Origin of the sequence: Blastomonas sp. CCH1-A6 (assembly GCF_001556365.1) — a bacterium.
In the GTDB taxonomy this organism is placed as follows: Bacteria; Pseudomonadota; Alphaproteobacteria; order Sphingomonadales; family Sphingomonadaceae; genus Blastomonas; species Blastomonas ursincola.
Map to the genome: position 1 here is coordinate 1 of NZ_LSIS01000153.1, position 21,654 is coordinate 21,654.

Annotated in this window: 21 protein-coding genes, 1 pseudogene and 1 riboswitch; of the genes and pseudogenes, 12 read left to right on the plus strand and 10 right to left on the minus strand. The window is 65.4% G+C overall.

Features of this window, described 5'->3' with window-relative positions; genetic code table 11:
• The 3 genes and pseudogenes from AX735_RS25650 to pal form a co-directional block, all read left to right on the plus strand.
• Positions 1-571 (plus strand): annotated as a pseudogene (locus AX735_RS25650) (cell envelope biogenesis protein TolA); the annotation flags it as partial.
• Positions 572-688: 117 nt separating this feature from the next.
• Positions 689-1,993 carry a Tol-Pal system beta propeller repeat protein TolB gene (tolB, locus tag AX735_RS06285; RefSeq protein ID WP_082750966.1) on the plus strand — a complete coding sequence of 435 codons (1,305 nt, stop codon included), beginning with the start codon at positions 689-691 and terminating at the stop codon, positions 1,991-1,993.
• A gap of 185 nt (positions 1,994-2,178) precedes the next feature.
• Complete coding sequence (gene pal / locus AX735_RS06290) at positions 2,179-2,697, plus strand: peptidoglycan-associated lipoprotein Pal (protein ID WP_066277334.1); 519 nt, start codon at positions 2,179-2,181, stop codon at positions 2,695-2,697.
• 60 nt (positions 2,698-2,757) lie between these two features.
• Here pal and AX735_RS06295 read toward each other — a convergent pair whose 3' ends face one another.
• Positions 2,758-4,074 carry a dicarboxylate/amino acid:cation symporter gene (locus AX735_RS06295; protein ID WP_066277338.1) on the minus strand — a complete coding sequence of 439 codons (1,317 nt, stop codon included), beginning with the start codon at positions 4,072-4,074 and terminating at the stop codon, positions 2,758-2,760.
• Between the two features lie 164 nt (positions 4,075-4,238).
• Here AX735_RS06295 and AX735_RS06300 point away from each other — a divergent pair, with 164 nt between their 5' ends.
• On the plus strand, positions 4,239-4,862 hold the full coding sequence (locus AX735_RS06300) for a hypothetical protein (RefSeq protein ID WP_066277343.1): 624 nt from the start codon (positions 4,239-4,241) through the stop codon (positions 4,860-4,862).
• Positions 4,863-4,877: 15 nt separating this feature from the next.
• Here AX735_RS06300 and AX735_RS06305 read toward each other — a convergent pair whose 3' ends face one another.
• The 4 genes from AX735_RS06305 to AX735_RS06320 form a co-directional block, all read right to left on the minus strand.
• The gene (locus AX735_RS06305) at positions 4,878-5,363 is read right to left on the minus strand and encodes a DUF3828 domain-containing protein (protein WP_082750962.1); all 486 of its coding nucleotides are present in this window, start codon (positions 5,361-5,363) and stop codon (positions 4,878-4,880) included.
• Between the two features lie 1,120 nt (positions 5,364-6,483).
• Complete coding sequence (locus AX735_RS06310; protein WP_066277354.1) at positions 6,484-6,942, minus strand: DUF3429 domain-containing protein; 459 nt, start codon at positions 6,940-6,942, stop codon at positions 6,484-6,486.
• Between the two features lie 9 nt (positions 6,943-6,951).
• Positions 6,952-8,169, minus strand: a complete 1,218-nt coding sequence (locus AX735_RS06315; RefSeq protein WP_066277356.1) for an argininosuccinate synthase — start codon at positions 8,167-8,169, stop codon at positions 6,952-6,954.
• Between the two features lie 74 nt (positions 8,170-8,243).
• Positions 8,244-8,816, minus strand: coding sequence for a TMEM165/GDT1 family protein (locus AX735_RS06320; protein ID WP_066277358.1), 573 nt, complete (start codon positions 8,814-8,816; stop codon positions 8,244-8,246).
• Between the two features lie 7 nt (positions 8,817-8,823).
• A riboswitch (yybP-ykoY riboswitch) is annotated at positions 8,824-9,014 on the minus strand.
• 38 nt (positions 9,015-9,052) lie between these two features.
• On the opposite strand from AX735_RS06320, the gene AX735_RS06325 reads away from it, so the two are divergent.
• Both AX735_RS06325 and AX735_RS06330 read left to right on the plus strand, forming a co-directional pair.
• Positions 9,053-9,499: a DUF1801 domain-containing protein gene (locus tag AX735_RS06325; protein ID WP_066277361.1), complete on the plus strand. Its 447-nt coding sequence runs from the start codon at positions 9,053-9,055 to the stop codon at positions 9,497-9,499.
• Positions 9,496-9,792 (plus strand): ribbon-helix-helix domain-containing protein, encoded by a 297-nt coding sequence (locus AX735_RS06330; protein WP_066277364.1) that lies wholly within the window; start codon positions 9,496-9,498, stop codon positions 9,790-9,792. The genes AX735_RS06325 and AX735_RS06330 overlap by 4 nt, the downstream gene beginning before the upstream one ends.
• A gap of 187 nt (positions 9,793-9,979) precedes the next feature.
• Here the strand turns inward: AX735_RS06330 and murA are convergent, their stop codons facing one another.
• Both murA and clpS read right to left on the minus strand, forming a co-directional pair.
• Complete coding sequence (gene murA / locus AX735_RS06335) at positions 9,980-11,263, minus strand: UDP-N-acetylglucosamine 1-carboxyvinyltransferase (RefSeq protein ID WP_066277368.1); 1,284 nt, start codon at positions 11,261-11,263, stop codon at positions 9,980-9,982.
• Positions 11,264-11,319: 56 nt separating this feature from the next.
• A complete protein-coding gene (gene clpS, locus AX735_RS06340) occupies positions 11,320-11,727 on the minus strand; it encodes an ATP-dependent Clp protease adapter ClpS (protein WP_082750963.1) in 408 nt (135 codons plus the stop codon).
• Positions 11,728-11,874: 147 nt separating this feature from the next.
• Between clpS and obgE the strand changes: the two genes are divergently transcribed.
• The 3 genes from obgE to AX735_RS06355 all read left to right on the plus strand — a co-directional run bounded on the left by obgE (position 11,875) and on the right by AX735_RS06355 (position 15,189).
• Positions 11,875-12,933: a GTPase ObgE gene (gene obgE / locus AX735_RS06345; protein ID WP_066277372.1), complete on the plus strand. Its 1,059-nt coding sequence runs from the start codon at positions 11,875-11,877 to the stop codon at positions 12,931-12,933.
• 220 nt (positions 12,934-13,153) lie between these two features.
• Positions 13,154-14,278 (plus strand): glutamate 5-kinase, encoded by a 1,125-nt coding sequence (proB, locus tag AX735_RS06350; protein WP_066277376.1) that lies wholly within the window; start codon positions 13,154-13,156, stop codon positions 14,276-14,278.
• Entirely contained in the window at positions 14,275-15,189 is a 915-nt protein-coding gene (locus AX735_RS06355) for an NAD-dependent epimerase/dehydratase family protein (protein ID WP_066277379.1), read from the plus strand. Before proB ends, AX735_RS06355 begins: the two co-directional genes overlap by 4 nt.
• Here AX735_RS06355 and AX735_RS06360 read toward each other — a convergent pair.
• A complete protein-coding gene (locus tag AX735_RS06360) occupies positions 15,179-15,766 on the minus strand; it encodes a Pycsar system effector family protein (protein WP_060978837.1) in 588 nt (195 codons plus the stop codon). The two genes, AX735_RS06355 and AX735_RS06360, sit on opposite strands and share 11 nt — an antisense overlap.
• 155 nt (positions 15,767-15,921) lie before the next feature.
• Here AX735_RS06360 and AX735_RS06365 point away from each other — a divergent pair, with 155 nt between their 5' ends.
• Positions 15,922-16,161: an acyl carrier protein gene (locus tag AX735_RS06365; protein ID WP_023836291.1), complete on the plus strand. Its 240-nt coding sequence runs from the start codon at positions 15,922-15,924 to the stop codon at positions 16,159-16,161.
• A gap of 46 nt (positions 16,162-16,207) precedes the next feature.
• Entirely contained in the window at positions 16,208-17,407 is a 1,200-nt protein-coding gene (gene spt, locus AX735_RS06370; RefSeq protein WP_066277381.1) for a serine palmitoyltransferase, read from the plus strand.
• Between the two features lie 15 nt (positions 17,408-17,422).
• Here the strand turns inward: spt and AX735_RS06375 are convergent, their stop codons facing one another.
• Both AX735_RS06375 and AX735_RS06380 read right to left on the minus strand, forming a co-directional pair.
• The gene (locus AX735_RS06375; protein WP_066277390.1) at positions 17,423-18,430 is read right to left on the minus strand and encodes an inorganic phosphate transporter; all 1,008 of its coding nucleotides are present in this window, start codon (positions 18,428-18,430) and stop codon (positions 17,423-17,425) included.
• A gap of 15 nt (positions 18,431-18,445) precedes the next feature.
• Positions 18,446-19,600, minus strand: coding sequence for a DUF47 family protein (locus AX735_RS06380; protein WP_231750038.1), 1,155 nt, complete (start codon positions 19,598-19,600; stop codon positions 18,446-18,448).
• A gap of 162 nt (positions 19,601-19,762) precedes the next feature.
• Here AX735_RS06380 and putA point away from each other — a divergent pair.
• Positions 19,763-21,654, plus strand: a 1,892-nt coding sequence (putA, locus tag AX735_RS06385) for a bifunctional proline dehydrogenase/L-glutamate gamma-semialdehyde dehydrogenase PutA (protein ID WP_082750965.1), incomplete at its 3' end; no start/stop codon positions are given.

Consider the following 21,654-nt stretch of genomic DNA (forward strand, 5'->3'; position numbering starts at 1 on the left):
ACGCAGCACCCCGCCGCCGCCCGCCAAGCCGCAGCCCAAGGCGGCAGAGAAGCCCAGCCCCAAGGCCCCCGCCGACACGTCCGAGCGCCGCCGCCCCGACAAGCCGAAATCGACGCCAGCAGCCAAGCCGTCGGCCTCTTCGCCCGCCAAGGCCAGCCCCAACACCACCGCGCGCGCGCCGCGCATCGGCAAGGATTTCCTCGAAGGCGTGACCGACAAGCCCTCGACCAGCCGCGCACAGACGCCGCCCGCGGCCACCATAGGCCCGGCGGTGGTCGCCTCGCTGCAGCGTGAGCTGCTGCGCCAGGTCAAGCCGCACTGGGTGCCGCCCACCGGCGCGGACGCGGAACTGTTGCGCACGCGAGTCGTCGTCAGGCTGGATGAGAACGGCAATATCGTCGGCACGCCGCAGGCTACCACCACCGGCGTGAATGCGAGCAACCGCGCGCAGGAGGCGCTGCACAAGGAGCGCGCGATCGCTGCTGTCCGCCGCGCCGCGCCGTTCAAGTTCCCCGCGCAATATTACGCGGAATGGCAGACCATCGAGCCAACCTTCTATCTGGGATTGTAAGCTATGCGAATTCCTAACCCCTCCCGCACCCCTTCCCCGTTTGTCCCGAGCGAAGTCGAGGGACCTGAGCACACGTCCCTCGACTTCGCTCGGGACAAACGGAAGTGGGCGCTGGGACTGTCTGCGGCGATTGCTGCCCTGCTCACCACCACCCCCGCGCATGCCCAGCTCGCGGTGGACGTCGACAATGCCGGCAACGCGGACCTCGTCATCGCGGTCCCGGCGCTGCCCACCCCGCAGAGCGAAAACACGCTTGCCGGCACCACCGAGGACCTTGGCAACCGCATCAGCGATGTCATCGCATCGGATCTCGACCGCTCGGGCCTGTTCAAACCGATCGGGCGCAATGCGGTGAAGCGCATCACGGTCGACGAGGTCACCGCGCCGACCTTCCCCTATTGGCAGGGTCGCAGTGCCGCCGCGCTGATCCAGGGTTTCGTCAAGTCGAACGGCGACGGCAAGATCACCGTGGGCTGCTATCTCTATGACGTGGCGCTGGGCAGCGAGCTCACCCGCCAGGGCTTTGTCGTCGAACCGGCGGACTGGCGCCGCGCCGCGCACAAATGCGCCGACAGCATCTATTCGCGCCTGTCGGGCGAAAGCCCGTTCTTCGACAGCCGCATCGCCTATATTGCCGAGACCGGGCCGAAGGGGAACCGCACCAAGCGCCTCGCGATCATGGATTCGGATGGCGCGAACCACCGGTTCATCACCAACGGCCAGTCGACCGCACTGACCCCGCGCTTCTCGCCCGATTACAAGCAGATCGCGTATCTCAGCTATGTCGACGGCAACCCGCGCATCTACGTCTATGACCTCGGCACCGGTCGCCAGCGGCTGGTGACGCAGAGCCGCAATCCCACTTTCGCGCCGCGCTGGTCGCCCGATGGCAAGTATCTGCTCTATTCGATGGCAATCGGCGGCAATACCGACATCTACAAGATCTCGGCTGAGGGCGGCACCCCCGTGCGGCTCACCGACGGTCCCGGCATCGATGTTGGCGGCAGCTTCTCGCCCGATGGCAGCCAGATCGTGTTCGAGAGCGACCGCAGCGGCGGCCAGCAACTTTACGTGATGAACGCCGACGGATCGAACCAGCGCCGGATCAGCTTTGGCGGTGGCCGCTATGCGACGCCCGAATGGAGCCCGCGCGGCGACCTCATTGCCTTCACCAAGATGCAGGGCAATTTCCGCATCGGCGTTATGAGCCCGTCAGGCGGCGGCGAGCGGTTGCTCACCAACAGCTGGCAGGACGAGGCGCCGACCTGGGCGCCCAATGGCCGCGTGATCCAGTTCTTCCGCACCGGACGCGGCGCAGTCAGCTCGACCGTATGGCAGGTGGACCTGACCGGTGCGAACGAACGCCGCCTGCCCACCCCGGTCGATGGCTCCGACCCCGCCTGGGGCCCGATCCTGCCGTGACGGAGCCTTTTATGGGTTCTGCGGGTTTACCCTATCGATGAATGGAGTCAGACTTCCTTCATCTTAACATTGGTTATGTTTCACTACGGGGTCGCTTCGGCACGGTGTCCTTTAGCCCCGCACTTTCCCCATGGGGCCTAGTCTGTGTCGTCTGTATGGCCCCACACACAAGAAGGAGACGCTCGATGAGAACTGTCCGTAACACGCTTGTCCTGGCCACCGCCGTCATCGCATTGGGCGCCTGCGCCAAGAAGGCCCCGCCCGAGCTGCCGCCCGCGCCGGGTCCGGCTGTCGACAATTCGGCCGGACAGGATAATTCGGGCGTAGGCAATGTCGCCGTTCCCGGCAGCCAAGCCGATTTCCTCGCCAAGGTCCGTTCCGACCGCATCCTGTTCGACCTCGACCGCTACAATGTTGATGCCGACGACCAGATCACGCTGCAGAGCCAGGCGCAGTGGCTGGCCCAGTATCCGAACAAGCAGGCGATCATCGAAGGCCATGCCGACGAGCGGGGCACCCGCGACTACAACCTGGCACTCGGCGAACGCCGCGCCAATGCCGCGAAGAACTATCTCGTCTCCTTGGGCGTCAGCGAATCGCGGCTGCGCGTCGTCAGCTACGGCAAGGAACGCCCTGCCGCGATGGGTTCGGACGAGGCCAGCTGGGCCCAGAACCGCCGCGCGGTGACCGTGACGATCGACTGATCGACTGCTTCAGCATCGAAATGCCGAAGGGCCAGCCGTACGCAACGGCTGGCCCTTTTCTTATTCGCTGGCGGGAAGGTCCAACCCGCGCGTGCCATGCTCGGGCGTGTCGTGCGGCGCGGGGGGCAGGTCCATCTCCGCGGGCTCGGGCACCTCGAGCATGCCCTCCCATTTGGTGATGACGCTGGTCGCGACCGCGTTGCCGACGACGTTGGTCGCGGTGCGGCCCATGTCGAGGAACTGGTCGATCGCGAGGATGATCGCGACGCCCTCAACCGGCAGGCCGAATTGCGCCAGCGTGCCGGTGATGACCACCAGGCTGGCGCGCGGCACCGCAGCGATGCCCTTGGACGAGACCATCAGCGTCAGCAGGATCAGGATCTGCGTGGTGATCGAAAGCTCGATGCCATAGGCCTGCGCGATGAACAATGTCGCGAAGCTCATGTACATCATCGAGCCATCAAGGTTGAAGCTGTAGCCCAGCGGCAGCATGAAGCCCGAGATGCGGCGCGGCACGCCGAACCGGTCGAGCTGTTCGAACATCTTGGGCAGCGCGGCTTCCGACGAGGCGGTCGAGAAGGCGATCAGCAGCGGCTCGCGGATATAGCGGATGAGCTGCCAGATCTTGCTGCGCAGGAACACCCAGCCCATCGTCAGCAGGATGATCCACAGCAGCACCAGCGAGGCGTAGAACTCCACCAGCAGCTCGAAATAGGTGCCCAGGATCGCCAGTCCGCTGCCCGCCACCACCTTGGCGATCGCGCCGAACACCGCGATGGGCGCGAAGCGCATCACATAGCCGGTGATCTGCAGCATCATCTCGGCCAGCGCTTCGGAGCCGCGGACCAGCGCCGCGCCCTTCTCGCCGATCGCCGACAGCGCAACGCCCGCGAACACCGAGAAGACCAGGATCTGCAGGATGTTGTTGGTCGCGAGCGCCTCGAGCGCGTTCTTGGGGAAGATCGACAGCGTGAACTCCCACGCGTCGAGCTTCTTCACCTCGCCGACCATCTTGGCTGCTTCCGCCGCTTCGGGGATCGGTGCGCCGATGCCCGGCTGGAACAGGTTGACCATCAGCAGGCCGAGCCCGATCGAGATGAAGCTTGCGGTGATGAACCAGGTCAGCGCGCGCACGCCGATACGGCCGAGGGCACTGCTGTCCCCCATATGCGCGATGCCGACGACGATGGTCGAGAGCACCAGCGGCGCAACGAGCAGCTTGATGAGGTTGAGGAAGATGTCCGAGAGCAGCTTGAACGTCTTGGTGATGTACTCGAACATCGGGCTGTCCGCCGCGACGCCGACATGGACGGCATAACCGACCGCCACGCCGAGCACCATGCCGGCGAAAATATACCAGGTAAGCTTGCGATCCATGGTCCTGCCCTTTTGTCCCTTGAGCGTGTCCTACCGGGCTACCCGAAATGCGCAACCCCCGTGCAGCAGCGTCAGCGGGATCGGGCTGGACGAACGCCGGGGCGGTGCCTAGCGTCGCGCGATAACCGCTGCCCGCCGCAGCCTGCACCCGGCCAAAGGTTCCGATGAGCGCCTTCGAATTCTTCTTCAGCTTCTATGGTCTGCTGCTCGGTCTGTCGGTCGCAGAGCTGGTCGGCGGTTTCGCGCGCGTGCTGCACGAACGCCAACGGGTGCGATTCGGCTGGCTGACACCGCTGCTCGCGCTTTTCGTCGCGGTCGATCTGGTGACCTTCTGGAACCAGGCCTGGGTGTTCTTTCGCGATGCGCCGTTCAATCCGGCGCTGCTGCTGGTCGGGCTGATCATTGCGGCAACCTTCTATATCGCCGCCAGCATCACCTTCCCCCGCGTCACTGCAGAAGGGGTGGAGACGGCCATCGATCTCGACGCGCATTTCTGGGCGCATCGCGGCGTGGTGTTCGGCTGCGTGTTTGCTGCGAACGCGATGGTCTGGCTGCTGCTCGGCGCGCTGGCCGGCATCAGCGAGGCCTGGGCGGCGGTCTGGACGCCGCGACTGATGTTCGGCGTGGCGCTGTTCGCCGCATGCACGCTGGCGGGAGCCTTTGCCCGCCAGCGCGGCGTGGTCATCGCCGCACTGCTGGTGCTGCTCGCCTATGCTCTGTGGAACATGGCGCGCGCCGCAAGCGCGCTATTTGCGGCGGGTGTCTGGACACCAGCGGTAGGCAGCTGACGCAGCGCGCCCAGTTCAGCCCCCTGACTTCAATCCCTTGCGCAGCTTGGCGGCGAAGCTGGGCGTGGTTGGCGTGGCGATATCGCTGACGAACCATTGGCCCTTGATGAGTACCAGATCGACCGAATAGCGCTTCGGGCCGCCATTGCGCATCTGCACGGTGACGCGCGCGCCGGTGTCGCCCCTCGCCACCACCGTGCTGCTGACGAGCTTGTAATCGCTCCCGGTATCCTGGCAGTCGCAGAACGGAACCGCGTCGATCACGCAGATGCCGCCGCCGGCCTCGGCACAGGCGTCATCCTTGGCGATCAGCACCTTGAGCGCGGGCGCATAGCGCGCCGAACGATAATCGAAATCCCCCGGCAGCTTGGCGTAGATGCCCTCGACATAGCGCTTGGCGGCCGCGAGCTCGGCCGGTGTCGCCGCGCTGGCGGCGCTTGGCATGGCAGTTGCCAGCAGCATGAGGGCCGTTGCGACCCAGGCAAATGTCTTTCCTCTCATTCATCCCCCCCAAAAACCCTTGTGGCGCCTCGCGATGTCTGTCCACCGCAGCTCTGCGCGGACCGAGCCTAACGTGATCGCCGCGCGGCCTCAAGCGCCGGCGAGCCGCACACACCGACCGGACGCAAAACGGGGGCCGACATTGCTGTCGGCCCCCACTGCGCCTGATCTGGCTCTCCGGATCGTTGATCCGATGCCCGTGAAAGCGGTTTCCCGCCTCAAGATGGTCTGTCTGCCGCGCCGCGAGCGGTGGGGCCGACATGTCCGTTCCAGGCTGTCGATGGTGTTGCGTCCGCATTTCTGCTTCGGCTCCGCCTTCGATCCCGATCACCCTTTCAGGCGTCCGGCTTCGCGCGAGGCTTGGGTCGATTGGCCCGAAGGCCCCTGGTCCGAAGACCTTCGCCCCAAGTCCGCGCTCTGCCTGACACCCCCGGCTTGTGCCATCCGGTTCCGATCATCCGGCCCCAGCAACACCGCTCCGAAAAGCCGTGCGCGTTAACCGGTTGTCCTGACCCTTAAGGCCCTGCCCCGAGGCATCGCACCGGCCGACCGCTCCATCCAGGTCTTGCGACCCGCATCTTGCCCGTCTGCCGATCATCGTCCGTCCAGCCGAACCTTTTCAGACCATCCCGCCCGCTCCTTCGCATTGCTGCTCCGGAGCCTTGGGGGACAATCCCTTCCAGCCTGTGCATAACACCGGCCTTCCTGCCGCACCGTTCGCTGCTGCCAACTCCTGGTCCGGGCGATCTCTCCAGCCCTCAAACCTGCGCCCTACATCACTGTATTCGCTTGGTTTTTCTGGCCTTCAGTCCGCTTTCCGTCTGTCCTTCCGACCTCTTGAAGGTGTCACGAGACCCGAGTCGCGACCAGCAGATTCGCACGAGTTATCCACAGGCAGCGCAGCTTCGCTGTGGATAAGATGGTGGATAGCAAGGGATTAAGGTGCGCCGGTTCGTTTGTTTCATCGGGGCGTAACAAAGGCGTTTCTCGGCTGGGTAAGAGTTCGCCTGATTCGTGCATACGTCCCACGACTTCGCTCGGGACGAACGGATTTGACTGAGTCGCGCCTCGACCCCTACCGCGTTCCCGAGCGTAGTCGAGGGACGCTTGCGCAAACGTATCAGCCAAGAGCCCCCATCGGCACCACGGCCAGGACCACCAGGCACGCGACCACGATCCCCGTCACCCGGCTGCGCATCGTGCCATAAGTCGCATCGGTCGCCCCTGCGCGCACCGCCTGCTTGTCGAGCCACCACAAAACCCCGAAGCCCAAAGCGAACAGCAAGGCCGCCTCGTTGAACGGCACGAACCACAGCGCGGCGCAGGTGCCCAGCACCACCGCATTGCTGGCGATGAACAGGTTCGGTGCAACCCGCTGCGGCGCCACCACCTGGATGCCCCAGAGCGTGCCCGCCATGAACATCAGGATGGTGAACGCCCAGTAGCAGGTCAGGTTCGCCGCGTTGACATCGCCGAATCCGATGACATGGCTGAGCGCGCCCGCGATGAACGGCAGCGCGCCCGCATAGGTCAGGCCCTGCATCAGCAGGCGGTTGTCGTCCTTGCCCTGCCCCGCCATGCGCCGCCCTCAGCCCTGACGACGGCCCAGCAGCCGCAGCCGCAGCGCGTTAAGCTTGATAAAGCCCTCCGCATCTTTCTGGTCATAGGCGCCGGCATCGTCCTCGAAGGTCACGACCTTCTCGCTGTAGAGCGAATAGGGCGACTTGCGGCCGACGACCCAGGCATTGCCCTTGTACAGCTTCAGCCGCACCGTGCCGGTGACATGGCTCTGGCTGTGATCGATCGCCGCCTGCAGCATCTCGCGCTCGGGGCTGAACCACAGGCCGTTATAGATCAGCTCGGCATAGCGCGGGGCGAGCTCGTCCTTGAGATGCGCCGCGCCGCGATCGAGCGTCAGCTGCTCGATGCCGCGATGCGCGATGTGGTAGATGGTGCCGCCGGGCGTTTCGTACATCCCGCGCGACTTCATGCCGACAAAGCGGTTCTCGACCAGATCGAGCCGCCCGATGCCATGCGTCTTGCCAAGATCGTTTAGCTTCGCGAGCAGCGTCGCCGGGCTCATCCCCTCACCGTTCAGCGCGACGCCATCGCCGCGTTCGAAATCGATGGTGATATATTCCGGCGTGTCCGGCCCCTCTTCGGGATGGTTGGTGCGCGAATAGACATAATCGGGGACTTCATCCCACGGATCTTCGAGCACCTTGCCCTCGGACGAGGTGTGCAGCAGGTTCGCGTCGGTCGAGAACGGCGCTTCGCCGCGCTTGTCCTTGGCGACCGGAATCTGGTGCGCCTCGGCGAACTCGATCAGCCGGGTGCGGCTGGTCAGGTCCCATTCGCGCCAGGGAGCGATCACCTTCACATCCGGATCGAGCGCATAATAGCCGAGCTCGAACCGCACCTGATCGTTGCCCTTGCCGGTCGCGCCATGGCTGACCGCATCGGCCCCGACCATCTTTGCGATCTCGATCTGGCGCTTGGCGATCAGCGGGCGCGCGATCGAGGTGCCCAGCAGATAGGTGCCTTCGTACAGCGCATTGGCGCGCATCATCGGGAAGACGTAATCGCGCACGAATTCCTCGCGCAGATCGTCGATGAAGATGTGCTCCGGCTTCACGCCCATCATCTGCGCCTTGGCGCGCGCGGGCTCCAGCTCTTCGCCCTGGCCGAGATCGGCGGTGAAGGTCACCACTTCGCAGTTGTAGGTCTGCTGCAGCCATTTGAGGATGACGCTGGTATCCAGACCGCCCGAAAAGGCCAGAACAACGCGGTTTACCGATTGGGTCATGCAAGCGGACTTTCTTACAGGAAAACAGGGATCGCGCGCCGCCTAACAGCGCGGGGGCATGGGGGCAAGGGCGATCACACCCAGCCTGCGGTCTGCGCGCCGATCCAGATGCCCAGCCCGGCAAACATCAGCGCTGCGCCGATCTGCAGCGCGCGGATCGGCAGGATGCGCTCGATCCGGTGACCCAGCAGCACGGCGGGGACATTGGCGACCATCATGCCCAATGTCGTCCCGGCGGTCACCGCGACGACATTCTGGTAATGCGCGCCCATGGCCACGGTGGCGATCTGGGTCTTGTCGCCCATCTCGACCAGGAAGAACGCAATCAGCGTGGTCAGGAACACGCCCGCGCCACGCCTTTTGGGCTCGTCATTCTCGTCGAACTTGTCGGGGATCAGCGCCCAGAGACCCATGACGATGAACCCGCCCGCGATGGCAAAGCGGAAAGCGGGGCTATCGAGCAAGCCTGCGACCTGCTGACCGACCAGCGCGGCGAGAAAATGGTTGGCGAGCGTCGCGGCGAAGATGCCGGCGATGATCGGCACCGGCTTGCGCAGGCGCGCGGCGAGCAGGATCGCGAGCAACTGGGTCTTGTCGCCCATTTCGGCGAGCGCGACCAGCGACAGCGAGGCAAGAAAGGCTTCCATCCGACGAGACTTTCAGGGCCGGGCAGCAGGCGACACAATGGCATCTTCCCCCCCGCCCGGCCGGACAATGGGTTCGGATGTCATCGGTCTTGCCGGAAGCCGGATCGCGTGGACCCGGAAACCCTTGCGCCATGGCCTCTCAGCCAAGTGTGTTGACGCACGGACCGGCTTACCGCCGGTTGGCTACTCCCCATCAGACGTGCTAGCCTCTAGGGCATCGGTCAGGGGGATGCAAGATGGCGCAGGCGCAGAACAAGACGGTGGCGACCGATGCGGATGTTGCCGCCTATATCGCGGCACTCGAGCCCGAGCGGCGGCGCGAGGAGGCCGAGACGCTGCTGGCGCTGTACGAACGGGTCACCGGCGAACCTGCGAAGATGTGGGGGCCCAGCATGATCGGCTTCGGCTCCTATGATTACACCTATGATAGCGGCCGTAGCGGCACCGCGATGCGCTCGGGCTTTGCGCCACGCAAGGGAAAGCACAGCATTTACCTGATGTGCGGCGCTTGCGACGATGCCGCCGCGCAGCAGCAGGAAACGCTGCTGGCCCGGCTCGGCAAGCACAAGATGGAAAAATCGTGCCTGTACATCAACCGGCTCGATCAGGTGGACATGGGCGTTCTCGAACTGATCATCGCCAACAATGTCGCCGAGATGAACCGGCTCTACCCGCCCGCATGAGCATTCCGCCGGAAGACCTGTTCCACGGCCCGGTCAAGCGCAGTATCCAGATCGCCGGACACATGACCTCGATCAGCCTGGAGCCGATGTTCTGGGATCTGCTGAAAGCCGCCGCCGAGTCGCGCGGCCTGCCGCTCAACGCGCTTGTGGCGCGGATCGATGTCGAGCGGATCGCGGTAGAACAGCCGCCCAATCTGGCGAGCGCGATCCGGCTGTGGCTGGTCAGGGATGTGATCGAGGCGCGCGGTGCAACCAGCGATGGCGAAGCCGCACAACAAGGCTCCCCTCCCTGAAAGGGAGGGGTAGGGGGTTGGTAAAGCCTCTACAGAACCACCGCTTGCTCGACCCCGTCGCGACCCACCCCTAGCCCCTCCCTGGCCAGGGAGGGGAACGCATTTCGGCGAGACCGAATGGAAAGGCCTCGAGCGCAGGGTTAAGCGCCCCCTCCCCTCCCGCAGGCGGGAGGGAAGACAAGAGCAATCAATCCCCGCCGACGCGCTCGATGTCCGCGCCGACCGCCTGGAGCTTTTCTTCCAGCCGCTCATAACCGCGATCGAGGTGATAGACCCGGTTGACCTCGGTCTCGCCCTCGGCGGCGAGCCCGGCGATGATCAGGCTCATCGAGGCGCGCAGGTCGGTCGCCATGACGGGCGCGCCGACCATGCGTTCGACGCCGTGCACCACTGCGGTGCGGCCCTTGACCTCGATATGCGCGCCCATGCGGTTGAGTTCGGGCACGTGCATGTAGCGGTTCTCGAAGATCGTCTCGGTCAGCACGCTTGCGCCTTCGGCCAGACACAGCATCGCCATGAACTGCGCCTGCATGTCGGTGGCAAAGCCGGGGAACGGCGCGGTCGAAAGCGTGAGCGCCTGCAGCTTGCCATTGGGGCGCACCGCGATGCCATCGGCGATTTCCTCGACATGCACGCCCGCCTGGCGCAGCGCCGCGACAGTCGCCTCCATCTCGTCGAGCTTCGCGCCGATCAGGTCGAGCGCGCTGCCGGTGATCGCGGCGGCGCAGGCATAGCTGCCCGCCTCGATGCGGTCGGCCATCACGCGATAGGTCGCACCGTGCAGCCGGTCCTTGCCATGGATGACCAGCGTCGATCCGCCGATCCCCTCGATCTTCGCGCCCATCGCGACGAGCAGGTTGCACAGATCGACGATCTCGGGCTCGCGCGCCGCATTGCGCAGCGTCGATGTGCCCTTGCACAAAACCGCCGTCATCAGCGCGTTCTCGGTCGCGCCGACCGAGACCACGGGGAAGCCGAAATCGCCGCCGGGAAGGCCTCCCTTGGGGGCGCGCGCAGTGACATACCCTGCGGTGATCTCGATCTCCGCGCCCAAAGCCTCGAGCGCCTTCAGGTGCAGGTCGATCGGGCGGTTGCCGATCGCGCAGCCGCCGGGCAGCGAGACGGTCGCCTCGCCCGCGCGCGCGAGCAGCGGGCCCAGCACCAGGATCGACGCGCGCATCTTGCGCACGATGTCATAGGGCGCGACGGTCGAGGTCACCCGGCCCGCGCGCAGCGTCATCACCCGGCCGAAATCCTCGGGCCGCGCGCCTTCGATCATCGTCGACACGCCAAGCTGGTTGAGCAGATGGCCGAAGCTGTCGACATCGGCCAGCCGCGGCAGGTTGCGCAGCGTCAGCGGCTCGTCGGTCAGCAGCGCGCACGGCAGCAGCGTCAGCGCGCTGTTCTTGGCTCCGGAAATGGGAATACGGCCCGAGAGCGGCTTGCCGCCGCGAATGATGATCTTGTCCATCGCCGCTGTTTAGCGGCTGCGCGGGCTGGTGCAAGAGGGGGGCAAGGCCCGGAAGGTCAAACCTTCTCCAGCGTGCATTGCAGCGGGTGCTGGTTCTGCCGGGCGAAATCCATCACCTGATTCACCTTGGTCTCGGCAACCTCGTAAGTGAAGATGCCGCAAACGCCGACGCCCTTCTGGTGGACGTGGAGCATCACGCGGGTCGCCTCGTCCATGTTCATGCTGAAGAAGCGCTTGAGGACGAGCACCACGAATTCCATCGGGGTGTAATCGTCGTTGAGCATCAGCACCTTGTATTGGCTGGGCTTTTTCGACTTGGCGCGGGTCTTGACCGCGATGCCGATATCCGGCGGTCCGTCATCGTCCTCGCGATCGGGCCCGGCGCGCACGACCAGGCCTGCCTCGCCTGCCACGATGGCAGCGAGGCGTCGGGGAGACGCTGAACGGATTGTCGTGCTGTGCATAGGTCGTCTCGAATATCGTATTTCTCAGCCGTCAGGCAAGGGGCTGCGCGCAAAATGCGACACGCTGCCCCGTCATCCTGACACGGCCATCTAGCGCCGATTCGGTTACTCTGGCGTTTCGCGGCGCTTTCCGTTAGGGGCGCGGCCATGCATTTTCTCGATCAAGCCAAGATTTTCATTCGTTCCGGCGCGGGCGGACAGGGCGCGGTGTCCTTCCGCCGCGAAAAATATGTCGAATATGGCGGCCCCGATGGCGGCAATGGCGGCAAGGGCGGCGACATCATCTTCGAAGCGGTCAGCGGTCTCAACACGCTGATCGACTTTCGCTATACCCAGCATTTCAAGGCGAAGCGCGGCACCGGCGGCATGGGCCGCAACCGCACCGGCGCAGGCGGCGACGATCTGGTCATCAAGGTACCCGTGGGCACGCAGATCCTGTCCGAGGACAAGGAGGATGTGCTCGCCGATTTCACCCATGCCGGCCAGCGCATCACCCTGCTGCGCGGCGGCGATGGAGGGCGCGGGAATTTGAGCTATGCCACCAGCACCAACCGCGCGCCGCGTCAGCACGGGCCGGGCTGGCCGGGCGAGGAAATGTGGGTTTGGCTGCGGCTGAAGCTGATGGCCGATGCGGGGCTGGTAGGGCTGCCCAATGCGGGCAAGTCCACCTTCATCAACCAGGTCACCAACGCGCATGCCAAGGTGGGCGACTATCCCTTTACGACATTGCGCCCGCAATTGGGCGTGGTGCGGCATCGCAACCGCGAGTTCGTGCTCGCCGATATTCCGGGCCTGATCGAGGGCGCGGCGGAGGGGGCCGGGATCGGTGACCGGTTCCTCGGCCATATCGAGCGCTGCCAGGTGCTGATCCATCTGATCGATGCCAATGGCGACGATCCGGTCGAGGCGATGCGCATCGTCGATGGCGAGCTGGAAAATTACGGCGCCGGGCTGGACGAGAAGCCCAGGCTGGTCGCGCTCAACAAGGGCGACCTGCTCGACGACGAGCTGATGCAGCATTTCGCGGCTGAGCTGGTGGCGGCGGGCGCGGACCGGGTGTTTCCGATCTCGGGTGCAACCGGCAAGGGCATCGAGCAACTGTTCGACGCGCTGCTCGACTATCTGCCGCACGTGACCGCGACCGAACAGCCCGAGGGAGTCGACCCCGACCGCGACGACGAGCCGGGCACATGGTCGCCGGTTTGAGTGAGCGGCAGAATTGGTTTAATTCGCTCCCATTTCCGTTTGTCCCGAGCCCTTCGGCTGGCTGGCAAAACCAGCCGCTCAGGGTAAACCAAGGTCGAGGGACGTATTCGCAACCGTTCGAGCACACGTCCCTCGACTTCGCTCGGGAACTCGGAAGAGGTGGTCACACCGTGCTGATCGAGGTCATCACTTGGGTCGGAGCTTTCAAGGGGAAGAGTAAATGACCCCCTCACCCCTCTCCCCCGCGCACTGCACGGTGCTGGTCGTCAAGGTCGGCTCGGCGCTGCTGGTCGCGCCCGAGGGCAAGGTGCGGCGCGAATGGCTCGCTTCGCTGGTCGCGGACATTGCCGGGCGTATCAAGGCGGGCCAGCGGATCGTCATCGTCTCCTCGGGCGCGATCGCGCTCGGTGCGCGACGGCTCGGCTTGCCCAAGGGCGGGCGCGCGAGCCTGGAGGATGCGCAGGCCTCTGCCGCCACCGGCCAGATCGCGCTCAGCCAGTGCTGGGCCGAACTGCTGGGCGAACATGGCATTACCGCCGCGCAGATGCTCGTGACGCTGGACGATCTCGAGGATCGCCGCCGCTTCCTCAACGCCTCGGCGACGCTGCGCCGCCTGATCGCGCTCGACGTCGTGCCGGTGATCAACGAGAACGATTCAGTCGCGACCGAGGAAATCCGCTTCGGCGACAATGACCGGCTCGCCGCGCGCATCGCGCAGGCGGCGGGCGCGGGCGGCGTGGTGCTGCTCTCCGACGTCGACGGGCTCTACACCGCCAATCCGAAGAACGAGCCCGATGCGCGGCTGGTCGAAAGCGTCGGACGGATCGATGCGCGCATCAGGGCGATGGCCGATGGCGGCTCTGCCTCTGGCATGGGATCAGGCGGCATGCTCTCCAAGCTGGAGGCCGCGCGGATCGCGACCAGCGCGGGCGCGCATCTCGCCATCGCCAACGGCACGCACGAGCACCCCTTGCAGCGGCTCGACGAGACCGGGCGCTGCACTGTGTTCACCGCCGGCAAGCAGGGCAAGGGCCGCAAGCTGTGGCTCGCCGGGCGCATGACCGCGCGCGGGCGGATCAGCGTCGATGCGGGCGCGGTCTCCGCGCTCGCCAAGGGCTCGAGTCTGCTCCCCGCCGGCGCCACCGCGATCGAGGGCAGGTTCGCGCGCGGCGACGTGATCGAGATTGCAGGCCCCGGCGGCGAGGTGATCGCGCGGGGCCTCAGCGAATATGATGCCGCCGATGCCGCGCGGATCATCGGCCTGCGCAGCGATGGCATCGCCGAGGTGCTGGGTTATGCGCCGCGCAGCGCGCTCGTCCATCGTGACCAGATGGTGCTGCTATGAGCGTGATCGCGATGACCGGCGGCACCGGCTTTGTCGGGGGAGCTGCGATCGACCAGGCGCTGGCGGCGGGGCACAGCGTCCGCGCGCTCGCCCGCAAGTCGCAGCGCGCGCGTGAAGGCGTCACCTGGGTCGAGGGATCGCTCGCCGATGCCGAGAGCCTCAACCGCCTGTGCGATGGCGCGGATGTCGTGCTGCACATTGCCGGCGTGGTCAACGCGCCCGACCGCGCGGGCTTCGTCGCGGGCAATATCACCGGTACCGAGAATATGGTCGCAGCGGCGCAAGCGGCGGGCATTACGCGCTTCATCCATGTCTCGTCGCTCGCCGCGCGCGAACGCGCCCTGTCCAACTATTGCTGGTCCAAGGCCGAGGCCGAGGACCGGGTCACCGCCTCTGGCCTAGACTGGATCATGGTGCGCCCACCCGCCGTGTATGGCCCCGGCGATACCGAGATGCTGGACCTGTTCCGCATGGCAGCAAAGGGCCTGGTCATGCTGCCGCCGAGCGGGCGCATGTCGGTGATCCATGTCGCCGATCTGGCCGCCTTGCTGGTGCGGCTCGCGGGCGGTGCGGGCGATGTGCACGCGATCTACGAGGCCGATGACGGAACCCCGCAGGGCTGGAGCCATGAGGGCTTTGCCGATGCGCTGGGCCGCGCGGTGGGGCGCAAGGTGCGCACCGCGCGCGCGCCGAAGCTCGGCCTGTTCATGGCCGCGCGCGCCGACCGCCTGCTGCGCGGTCCCAAGGCGAAGCTCACGCCCGATCGCGCGCGCTATATCGCGCATAGCGACTGGACATCCGATCCGCTGCGCCGCCCGCCGCGCGATCTGTGGCAACCGGAAATAGCGACGCCGAAAGGACTGGCCGAAACCGCGCGCTGGTATCGCGCCGAAGGCTGGCTCAAACGCTGATGAGCGGGTGGCCGAGCGCCATTTCGACGACGAACAGCGCAAAGGTGATGCTCAGGCCGATCAGGAACAGCCGATAGGCCAGGCCCAGATAACGGTATTTCTTGTGCTGCAGCACCATGCCGTTCTGGTGCACGTCGCGCAGCATGGTACGGAAGATCGTCTCGTCCATGTGAAGCTGGTCGATCACCAGATCGGCAAAATCATCCTCGGTCATCTGCGAGAAATTGCCGAAGAACATGAAATTGGTCGCCCCGGGCGGCACGTCGGCCTTCGGCTTGGGCGTGCCGCGCACCGAGGGCAGGATCGCGAACACCGCGCACATGGCCGACAGGAAGGCGAACAGCGCCAGCACCATCAGCGGGAGGCTGACATTGCCGCCGCGCGCCTGGCCGACCGCGATGGTGAACACCACGAACGTCGCGCCCATCAGGATGCTCGCCTTCTGATCGGCCATCTGGCTCAAGGACAGGTTGGTCTGCACCGAGGTGCGGATCAGGTGAATGGCGTGCGGGGAGAAGGTGTGCGGCGTCTGCGGCCAGGGGCTCGGGATCGCCGGACGGCTCGCATCGACTCGCATTTTCGTGGCACCCTCTTCCATTACAGATTGATGACACAGCCGCACTGCGCTTGACAAGCGGCACCGCACTGCCCTTCTGGCTGCAACAAGCTGCCGCGATTGTGCCGCATTCGCGGGGCATGGGCAGAGACAACTGTTACGGATGAAAGCAAGACATGACCGACACCGCCATTTATGACCGGATCGCTGCGCAGATCGAACCCTTTAACAAGAAGGGCGTCGCGCTGACCGAGAGCACCACCTTCGCCTCCGATCTGGAATGGGACAGCCTCACCGTCATGGATTTTGTCGCCGCGATCGAGGACGAGTTCGACATCATCATCACCATGAACATGCAGGCCGAGATCGAGACCGTCGGCCAGCTGGTCGCCGCGGTCGAGAAGCTCACCGCCTGACCCGCGCTATCGTGCGCACCTTCCCCAATCTTGCAGAGACCCCAGAATGACCGACCTGTTTTCCAAGTTCGACGCCCTGATCGGCGAGCGCGAGGCCCTGCTGTCCACCGGCGTGCGCGATCCCTTCTCGCTGGTCATGGAATCGGTCAAATCGCCGACAGTGGCGATGTGCAACGGCAAGGAGACGATCCTGCTGGGCACCTACAACTATATGGGCATGACCTTCGATCCCGACGTTCTGGACGCCGGCAAGACCGCGCTCGACAATTTCGGATCGGGCACCACCGGCAGCCGTGTGCTCAATGGCACCTATGCCGGGCACCGCGAATGCGAGGAAGCGCTGAAGGAATTCTATGGGATGGACCATGCGATGGTCTTTTCCACCGGATACCAGGCGAATCTGGGCATCATCTCGACCATGGCGGGCAAGGACGATTACGTCATCCTCGATATCGACAGCCATGCCTCGATCTATGACGGCTGCTCGCTCGGCAATGCGCAGATCGTCGCCTTCCGCCACAATGATGTCGAGGCGCTGGAAAAGCGGCTCAAGCGCCTGCCCCCCGAAGCGGGCAAGCTGGTGGTGCTCGAAGGCGTCTATTCGATGCTCGGCGACATCGCCCCGCTCAAGGAGATGGTCGCGGTGTCCAAGGCCGCCGGCGCGATGGTGCTGGTCGACGAGGCGCATTCGATGGGCTTTATCGGCGAACATGGCCGCGGCGTTGCCGAAGCGGCGGGCGTGATCGACGATGTCGATTTCATCATCGGAACGTTCAGCAAGTCGGTCGGCACCGTCGGCGGCTTCTGCGTGTCGAACCACCCGAAGTTCGAGGTGCTGCGCCTGGTCTGCCGCCCCTATGTGTTCACCGCCAGCCTGCCGCCCTCGGTCGTCGCCACCGCCGCGACCAGCATCCGCAAGCTCATGCACGCGGGCAACAAGCGCGCGCATCTGTGGGAGAATTCCAAGCGCCTGCACCAGGGGCTGCGCGATCTCGGCTTTGCGCTCGGCACGCCCGAGGCACAGAGCGGCATCATCGCGGTGATCATGCCCGATATGCTGAAGGGCGCGCAGATGTGGGAGGCGCTGCTCGATCGTGGCCTCTACGTCAACCTCGCCCGCCCGCCCGCAACCCCTGCCGGCATGACGCTGCTGCGCTGCTCGCTCTGCGCCGAGCATTCGAGCGAACAGGTCACGCAGATTCTCGGCATCTTCGAGGCGGCGGGCAAGGATGTCGGGATCATCTGATCCCGGCGTTACCGATCAGCCCCAGATCGTCGTCAGCCAGTAGAACAGCGCGCCGACCGCGGCCGAAGCGGGGATGGTGATCAGCCAGGCGATGACGACGCGCCCGGCGACGCCCCAGCGCACTGCAGACGCGCGCCGCGCCGCGCCCACGCCGACGACGCAGCCGGTGATCGTGTGCGTGGTCGAGACCGGAATGCCGAACGCGGTCGCCGCGAACAGCATCACCGATCCGCCCGAAGAGGCGCAGAAGCCCTGCTGGTGCGACAGCTTGGTGATGCGCGTGCCCATGGTCTCGATGATCTTCCACCCGCCCGAAAGCGTGCCGAGCGCGATCGCGACATAGCAGCTCAGCACCACCCATTCGGGGACCGCGAACTCGCCCTCGAGCATGCCCTGCGAATAGAGCAGCACGGTGATGATCCCCATCGTCTTCTGCGCGTCATTGGCGCCATGGCCGAGCGAATAGGCCGCAGACGAGACCAGGTGCAGCTTCTTGAACACGCCCTCGGCCCGCTTGGCGGTGGCGCGCAGGAAGATCCACGAGGTCATCACCACCAGCAGGATCGACAGGATCATGCCGATCGTCGGCGACAGCACGATCGCCGAGGCGGTCTTGAGCACGCCCGACCAGACGATGCCGTCGAGCCCGGCGCGCATCACCCCCGCCCCGATCAGCCCGCCGACCAGCGCATGGCTCGACGAGGACGGAATGCCTTTCCACCAGGTGACGACGTTCCAGAACATCGCCCCGACCAGCGCGCCGAAGATCACCTGCGGATTGACGATATCGGCATCGATAATGCCCTTGCCGATCGTCTCGGCGACCTTTAGCCCGAAGATCCAATAGGCCGCGAAGTTGAAGAACGCTGCGAACAGCACCGCGTGCACGGGCTTGAGCAGCCGGGTCGAGACCACGGTCGCGATCGAATTGGCGGCATCGTGCAGACCATTCAGGAAGTCGAACGCCAGTGCGAGCGCGATCAGCGCGATCAGCAGCGGCATGGCAATGATGGTGGTTTCCATGGGGTGCGGCGCGCGTCAGGCGTGGTCGATGACGAGACCGTCGATCTCGTTGGCGACATCCTCGAACCGGTCGACCACGCGCTCGAGATGCATGAACAGCTCGCGCCCGACGGTGAACTGGATGGGGCTCGCCGCGCCATGTTCCTTGAACAAGGCCTTCAGCCCGCGCGCATGAATCTCGTCGGCATGGCCTTCCATGATGACGAGGCGCTCGGTCAGCTCGTGCAGGCGATGGGCGTTCTTGTTGACGTTGCGCAGCAGTGGCAGCGCCTCGACCGTGATCCGCGCGCAATCGACGATGATCGCGGCGATATCCTTCATCTCCTGCTTGAACTCGGTCACCTCGTAGAGGTCGATCGCGCCCGCGGTCTTCTGCATCTCGTCGATGGCATCGTCCATCGCGCCGATCAGGCTGGTGATCGCGCTGCGGTCGAACGGGGTCAGGAAGGTGCGGCGCACGGTCTGCAGCACCTCGCGGGTGATCTGGTCGGCCTCATGCTCGCGCTCGACCAGTTCCTGGACATGGTCGGCCATGCCCGGCCCACCGTTCAACAGCCGGGCCAGCGCGTTTGAGCCCGACAGCAGCGTCAGTGCATGCGCCTCGAACAGCTCGAAGAAATTGCCCTGCTTGGGCAGAAGGGCCTGAACCCAGGAGAAAACCGCCATTTTCGGTGAAGCCTTTTGCGTATCCGGAAGAAAACCGCCCTTGGCGATGCGACGATCGGCATCGCTGGCGCGGAAGCGGCGGATCAGTTCGGCGAGCTCGGGCTCGTCGACCATCTGCGCAGCCTCTTCCAGCGAGAACCATTGCCGGTCGCGCTGGTCCTGCTCTTCCCATTCGTCCATCACGTCGGTGACCGAGAAGGGGAACACCTCGACCGTCACGTTGAGCATCGCGCCGTTCTTGCGCTTCTTGCGATAGCGATAGCTGCCGAGCGGCGTCGGGCAGGCCGCACCGCGAACCCCCGCCTCTTCCTCCGCCTCGTGCGTGGCGGCGGCATGCGGCTGCAGCCCTTCGATCATGTTGCCCTTGGGCAGCACCCAGCGCCGCGTCTCGCGCGAGGTGACGAGCAGGATCGTCACCGGCGCGTTCACATCGTCACGCGCCGTGCGATACGGCAATGCAGCTATCTGGCGAATGGCGTGTCCCCTGTCACAAAACCGCCGCATATCTGTAACAATTGCCGGTGCAAAGCGATTTCTGCCCGTTTTGGCGGCGTTCCATGCGGCTACCCACCGCTTTGTGACGCATGTGGCCTTGCAAGGCTTCAATTGCCCGCAAATATCTGTAAGGGGCAGCGCCATGGTCCTCCCCGGAAAAGGCCGACACCCATGACCGAATTGCTTGCGCTGCGCGATGCCGTGCGCGCTCACCATCGTGCCGATGAAGGCACGGTGCTCGATTGTCTGATGGCGAATTACGCCCCCTCGCCCGAGCTGCGTGCGCGCATCCGTGCGCGTGCGGTGCGCGTCGTCGAGGATGTCCGCGCCGCCTCGGGCCCGACGCTGATGGAGAGCTTCCTCGGCACCTATGGCCTGTCGAGCGACGAGGGCCTCGCGCTGATGACGCTGGCCGAGGCGCTGCTGCGCGTGCCCGATGCCGAGACGATCGACGACCTCATCGAGGACAAGATCAGCCCCGCCAACTGGCGCGAGCATTTCGGCAAGTCGGAAAACACGCTGGTCAATGCCAGCACCTTCGCGCTCAGCATGACCCAGTCGGTGCTCGAAGGCCCGTCGAGCAAGGGGCCGCTCGATGCGCTGCGCGGCGCGATCAAGCGGCTGGGCGAACCCGTCATCCGCGCTGCCGTGCGCCGTGCGATGAAGGAGCTGGGCAACCAGTTCGTGCTCGGCGAGGACATGGACGAGGCGCTCAAGCGCTCGCGCAAATGGGCCGCCGAAGGCGCGACCTTCAGCTATGACATGCTGGGCGAGGCCGCGCTCACCTTCCCCGATGCCGACCGCTATTTCGCATCGTACATGAACGCGATCCGCGCGATCGCCGATGCCGCCAAGACCGACGACATGCGCACCAATCCGGGCCTGTCGATCAAGCTCTCCGCGCTCTACCCGCGCTACGAGATGAGCAAGGCAGACGAGTGCGTCCCCGCGCTCGCCGACCGGGTGCTCGAACTCGCCCGCGCTGCGCGCGATGCCAAGATCGGGCTCAATATCGATGCCGAGGAAGCCTATCGCCTCGGCATGTCGCTCGACATCATCAAGCTGGTGATGAACGATCCGACACTGGCCGGCTGGGATGGCCTTGGCGTGGTCGTGCAGGCCTTCGGCCGCCGCGCCAGCTTTGTCATCGACTGGTTGTACAAACTGGCCGAATCGCTCGACCGCAAGATCATGGTGCGGCTGGTCAAGGGTGCCTATTGGGACAGCGAAATCAAGCGCGCGCAGGTCGATGGCGTGCCCGATTTCCCGGTGTTCACCAGCAAGGCGGCGACCGACATCTCCTATATCTGCTGCGCCGCACAGCTGCTCAGGCTCACCGACCGAATCTATCCGCAATTCGCCACACACAATGCGCACAGCGTCGCGGCGATCCTGGAAATGGCGGGCAACCGCGACGATTTCGAGTTCCAGCGCCTCCACGGCATGGGAGAACCGCTGCACAACGCCTTGCTGCGCAACGAGAAAGTGCGCTCGCGCATCTATGCGCCGGTGGGCCGCCACCGCGAACTGCTCGCCTATCTGGTGCGCCGCCTGCTCGAGAACGGGGCGAACTCGTCGTTCGTCAACCAGCTCGCCAACCATGCCGTGCCCGCCGAGGCGATCGCTGCCGATCCGTTCGAGCAGCTCGAGGCTGCGCGCGCCGAGGCCGATGCGAAGATCATCCGCCCCGCGGCGATCTATGCCCCGTCGCGCGTCAATTCGCGCGGCTGGGACCTCGCCAACCGCGCCGATCTCAACGAATTCCTCGAATCGCGCGGGGCGTTTGCCGACCATCAGTGGCAGGCCGCCCCGATTCTCGCGGTCGAGGCGGGTTCGGGCGCAGCGCCGCGCGAGGTGTTCAGCCCCGCCCAGACCGACCGCCAGGTGGGCACCGTCACCGATGCGGGCGAGGCCGAGGCCAGGGCCGCCATCGCCGCCGCGCGCATCTGGGACGCGCCGGTGGCCGAGCGCGCCGCCGCGCTCACCCGCGCTGCCGATCTGTTCGAGGCGCATCATGGCGAAATCTTCGCGCTGCTCGCGCGAGAGGCGGGCAAATGCGCGCC

Bases quoted from the DNA above. Each gene is read 5' to 3' on its own strand.
- pal (WP_066277334.1), top strand. From the start codon at position 2,179: ATGAGAACTGTCCGTAACACGCTTGTCCTGGCCACCGCCGTCATCGCA.
- AX735_RS06295 (WP_066277338.1), bottom strand. From the start codon at position 4,074: ATGGATCGCAAGCTTACCTGGTATATTTTCGCCGGCATGGTGCTCGGC.
- AX735_RS06300 (WP_066277343.1), top strand. From the start codon at position 4,239: ATGAGCGCCTTCGAATTCTTCTTCAGCTTCTATGGTCTGCTGCTCGGT.
- AX735_RS06305 (WP_082750962.1), bottom strand. From the start codon at position 5,363: ATGAGAGGAAAGACATTTGCCTGGGTCGCAACGGCCCTCATGCTGCTG.
- AX735_RS06310 (WP_066277354.1), bottom strand. From the start codon at position 6,942: ATGGCGGGGCAGGGCAAGGACGACAACCGCCTGCTGATGCAGGGCCTG.
- AX735_RS06315 (WP_066277356.1), bottom strand. From the start codon at position 8,169: ATGACCCAATCGGTAAACCGCGTTGTTCTGGCCTTTTCGGGCGGTCTG.
- AX735_RS06320 (WP_066277358.1), bottom strand. From the start codon at position 8,816: ATGGAAGCCTTTCTTGCCTCGCTGTCGCTGGTCGCGCTCGCCGAAATG.
- AX735_RS06325 (WP_066277361.1), top strand. From the start codon at position 9,053: ATGGCGCAGGCGCAGAACAAGACGGTGGCGACCGATGCGGATGTTGCC.
- AX735_RS06330 (WP_066277364.1), top strand. From the start codon at position 9,496: ATGAGCATTCCGCCGGAAGACCTGTTCCACGGCCCGGTCAAGCGCAGT.
- murA (WP_066277368.1), bottom strand. From the start codon at position 11,263: ATGGACAAGATCATCATTCGCGGCGGCAAGCCGCTCTCGGGCCGTATT.
- clpS (WP_082750963.1), bottom strand. From the start codon at position 11,727: ATGCACAGCACGACAATCCGTTCAGCGTCTCCCCGACGCCTCGCTGCC.
- obgE (WP_066277372.1), top strand. From the start codon at position 11,875: ATGCATTTTCTCGATCAAGCCAAGATTTTCATTCGTTCCGGCGCGGGC.
- proB (WP_066277376.1), top strand. From the start codon at position 13,154: ATGACCCCCTCACCCCTCTCCCCCGCGCACTGCACGGTGCTGGTCGTC.
- AX735_RS06355 (WP_066277379.1), top strand. From the start codon at position 14,275: ATGAGCGTGATCGCGATGACCGGCGGCACCGGCTTTGTCGGGGGAGCT.
- AX735_RS06360 (WP_060978837.1), bottom strand. From the start codon at position 15,766: ATGCGAGTCGATGCGAGCCGTCCGGCGATCCCGAGCCCCTGGCCGCAG.
- AX735_RS06365 (WP_023836291.1), top strand. From the start codon at position 15,922: ATGACCGACACCGCCATTTATGACCGGATCGCTGCGCAGATCGAACCC.
- spt (WP_066277381.1), top strand. From the start codon at position 16,208: ATGACCGACCTGTTTTCCAAGTTCGACGCCCTGATCGGCGAGCGCGAG.
- AX735_RS06375 (WP_066277390.1), bottom strand. From the start codon at position 18,430: ATGGAAACCACCATCATTGCCATGCCGCTGCTGATCGCGCTGATCGCG.
- AX735_RS06380 (WP_231750038.1), bottom strand. From the start codon at position 19,600: ATGCGGCGGTTTTGTGACAGGGGACACGCCATTCGCCAGATAGCTGCA.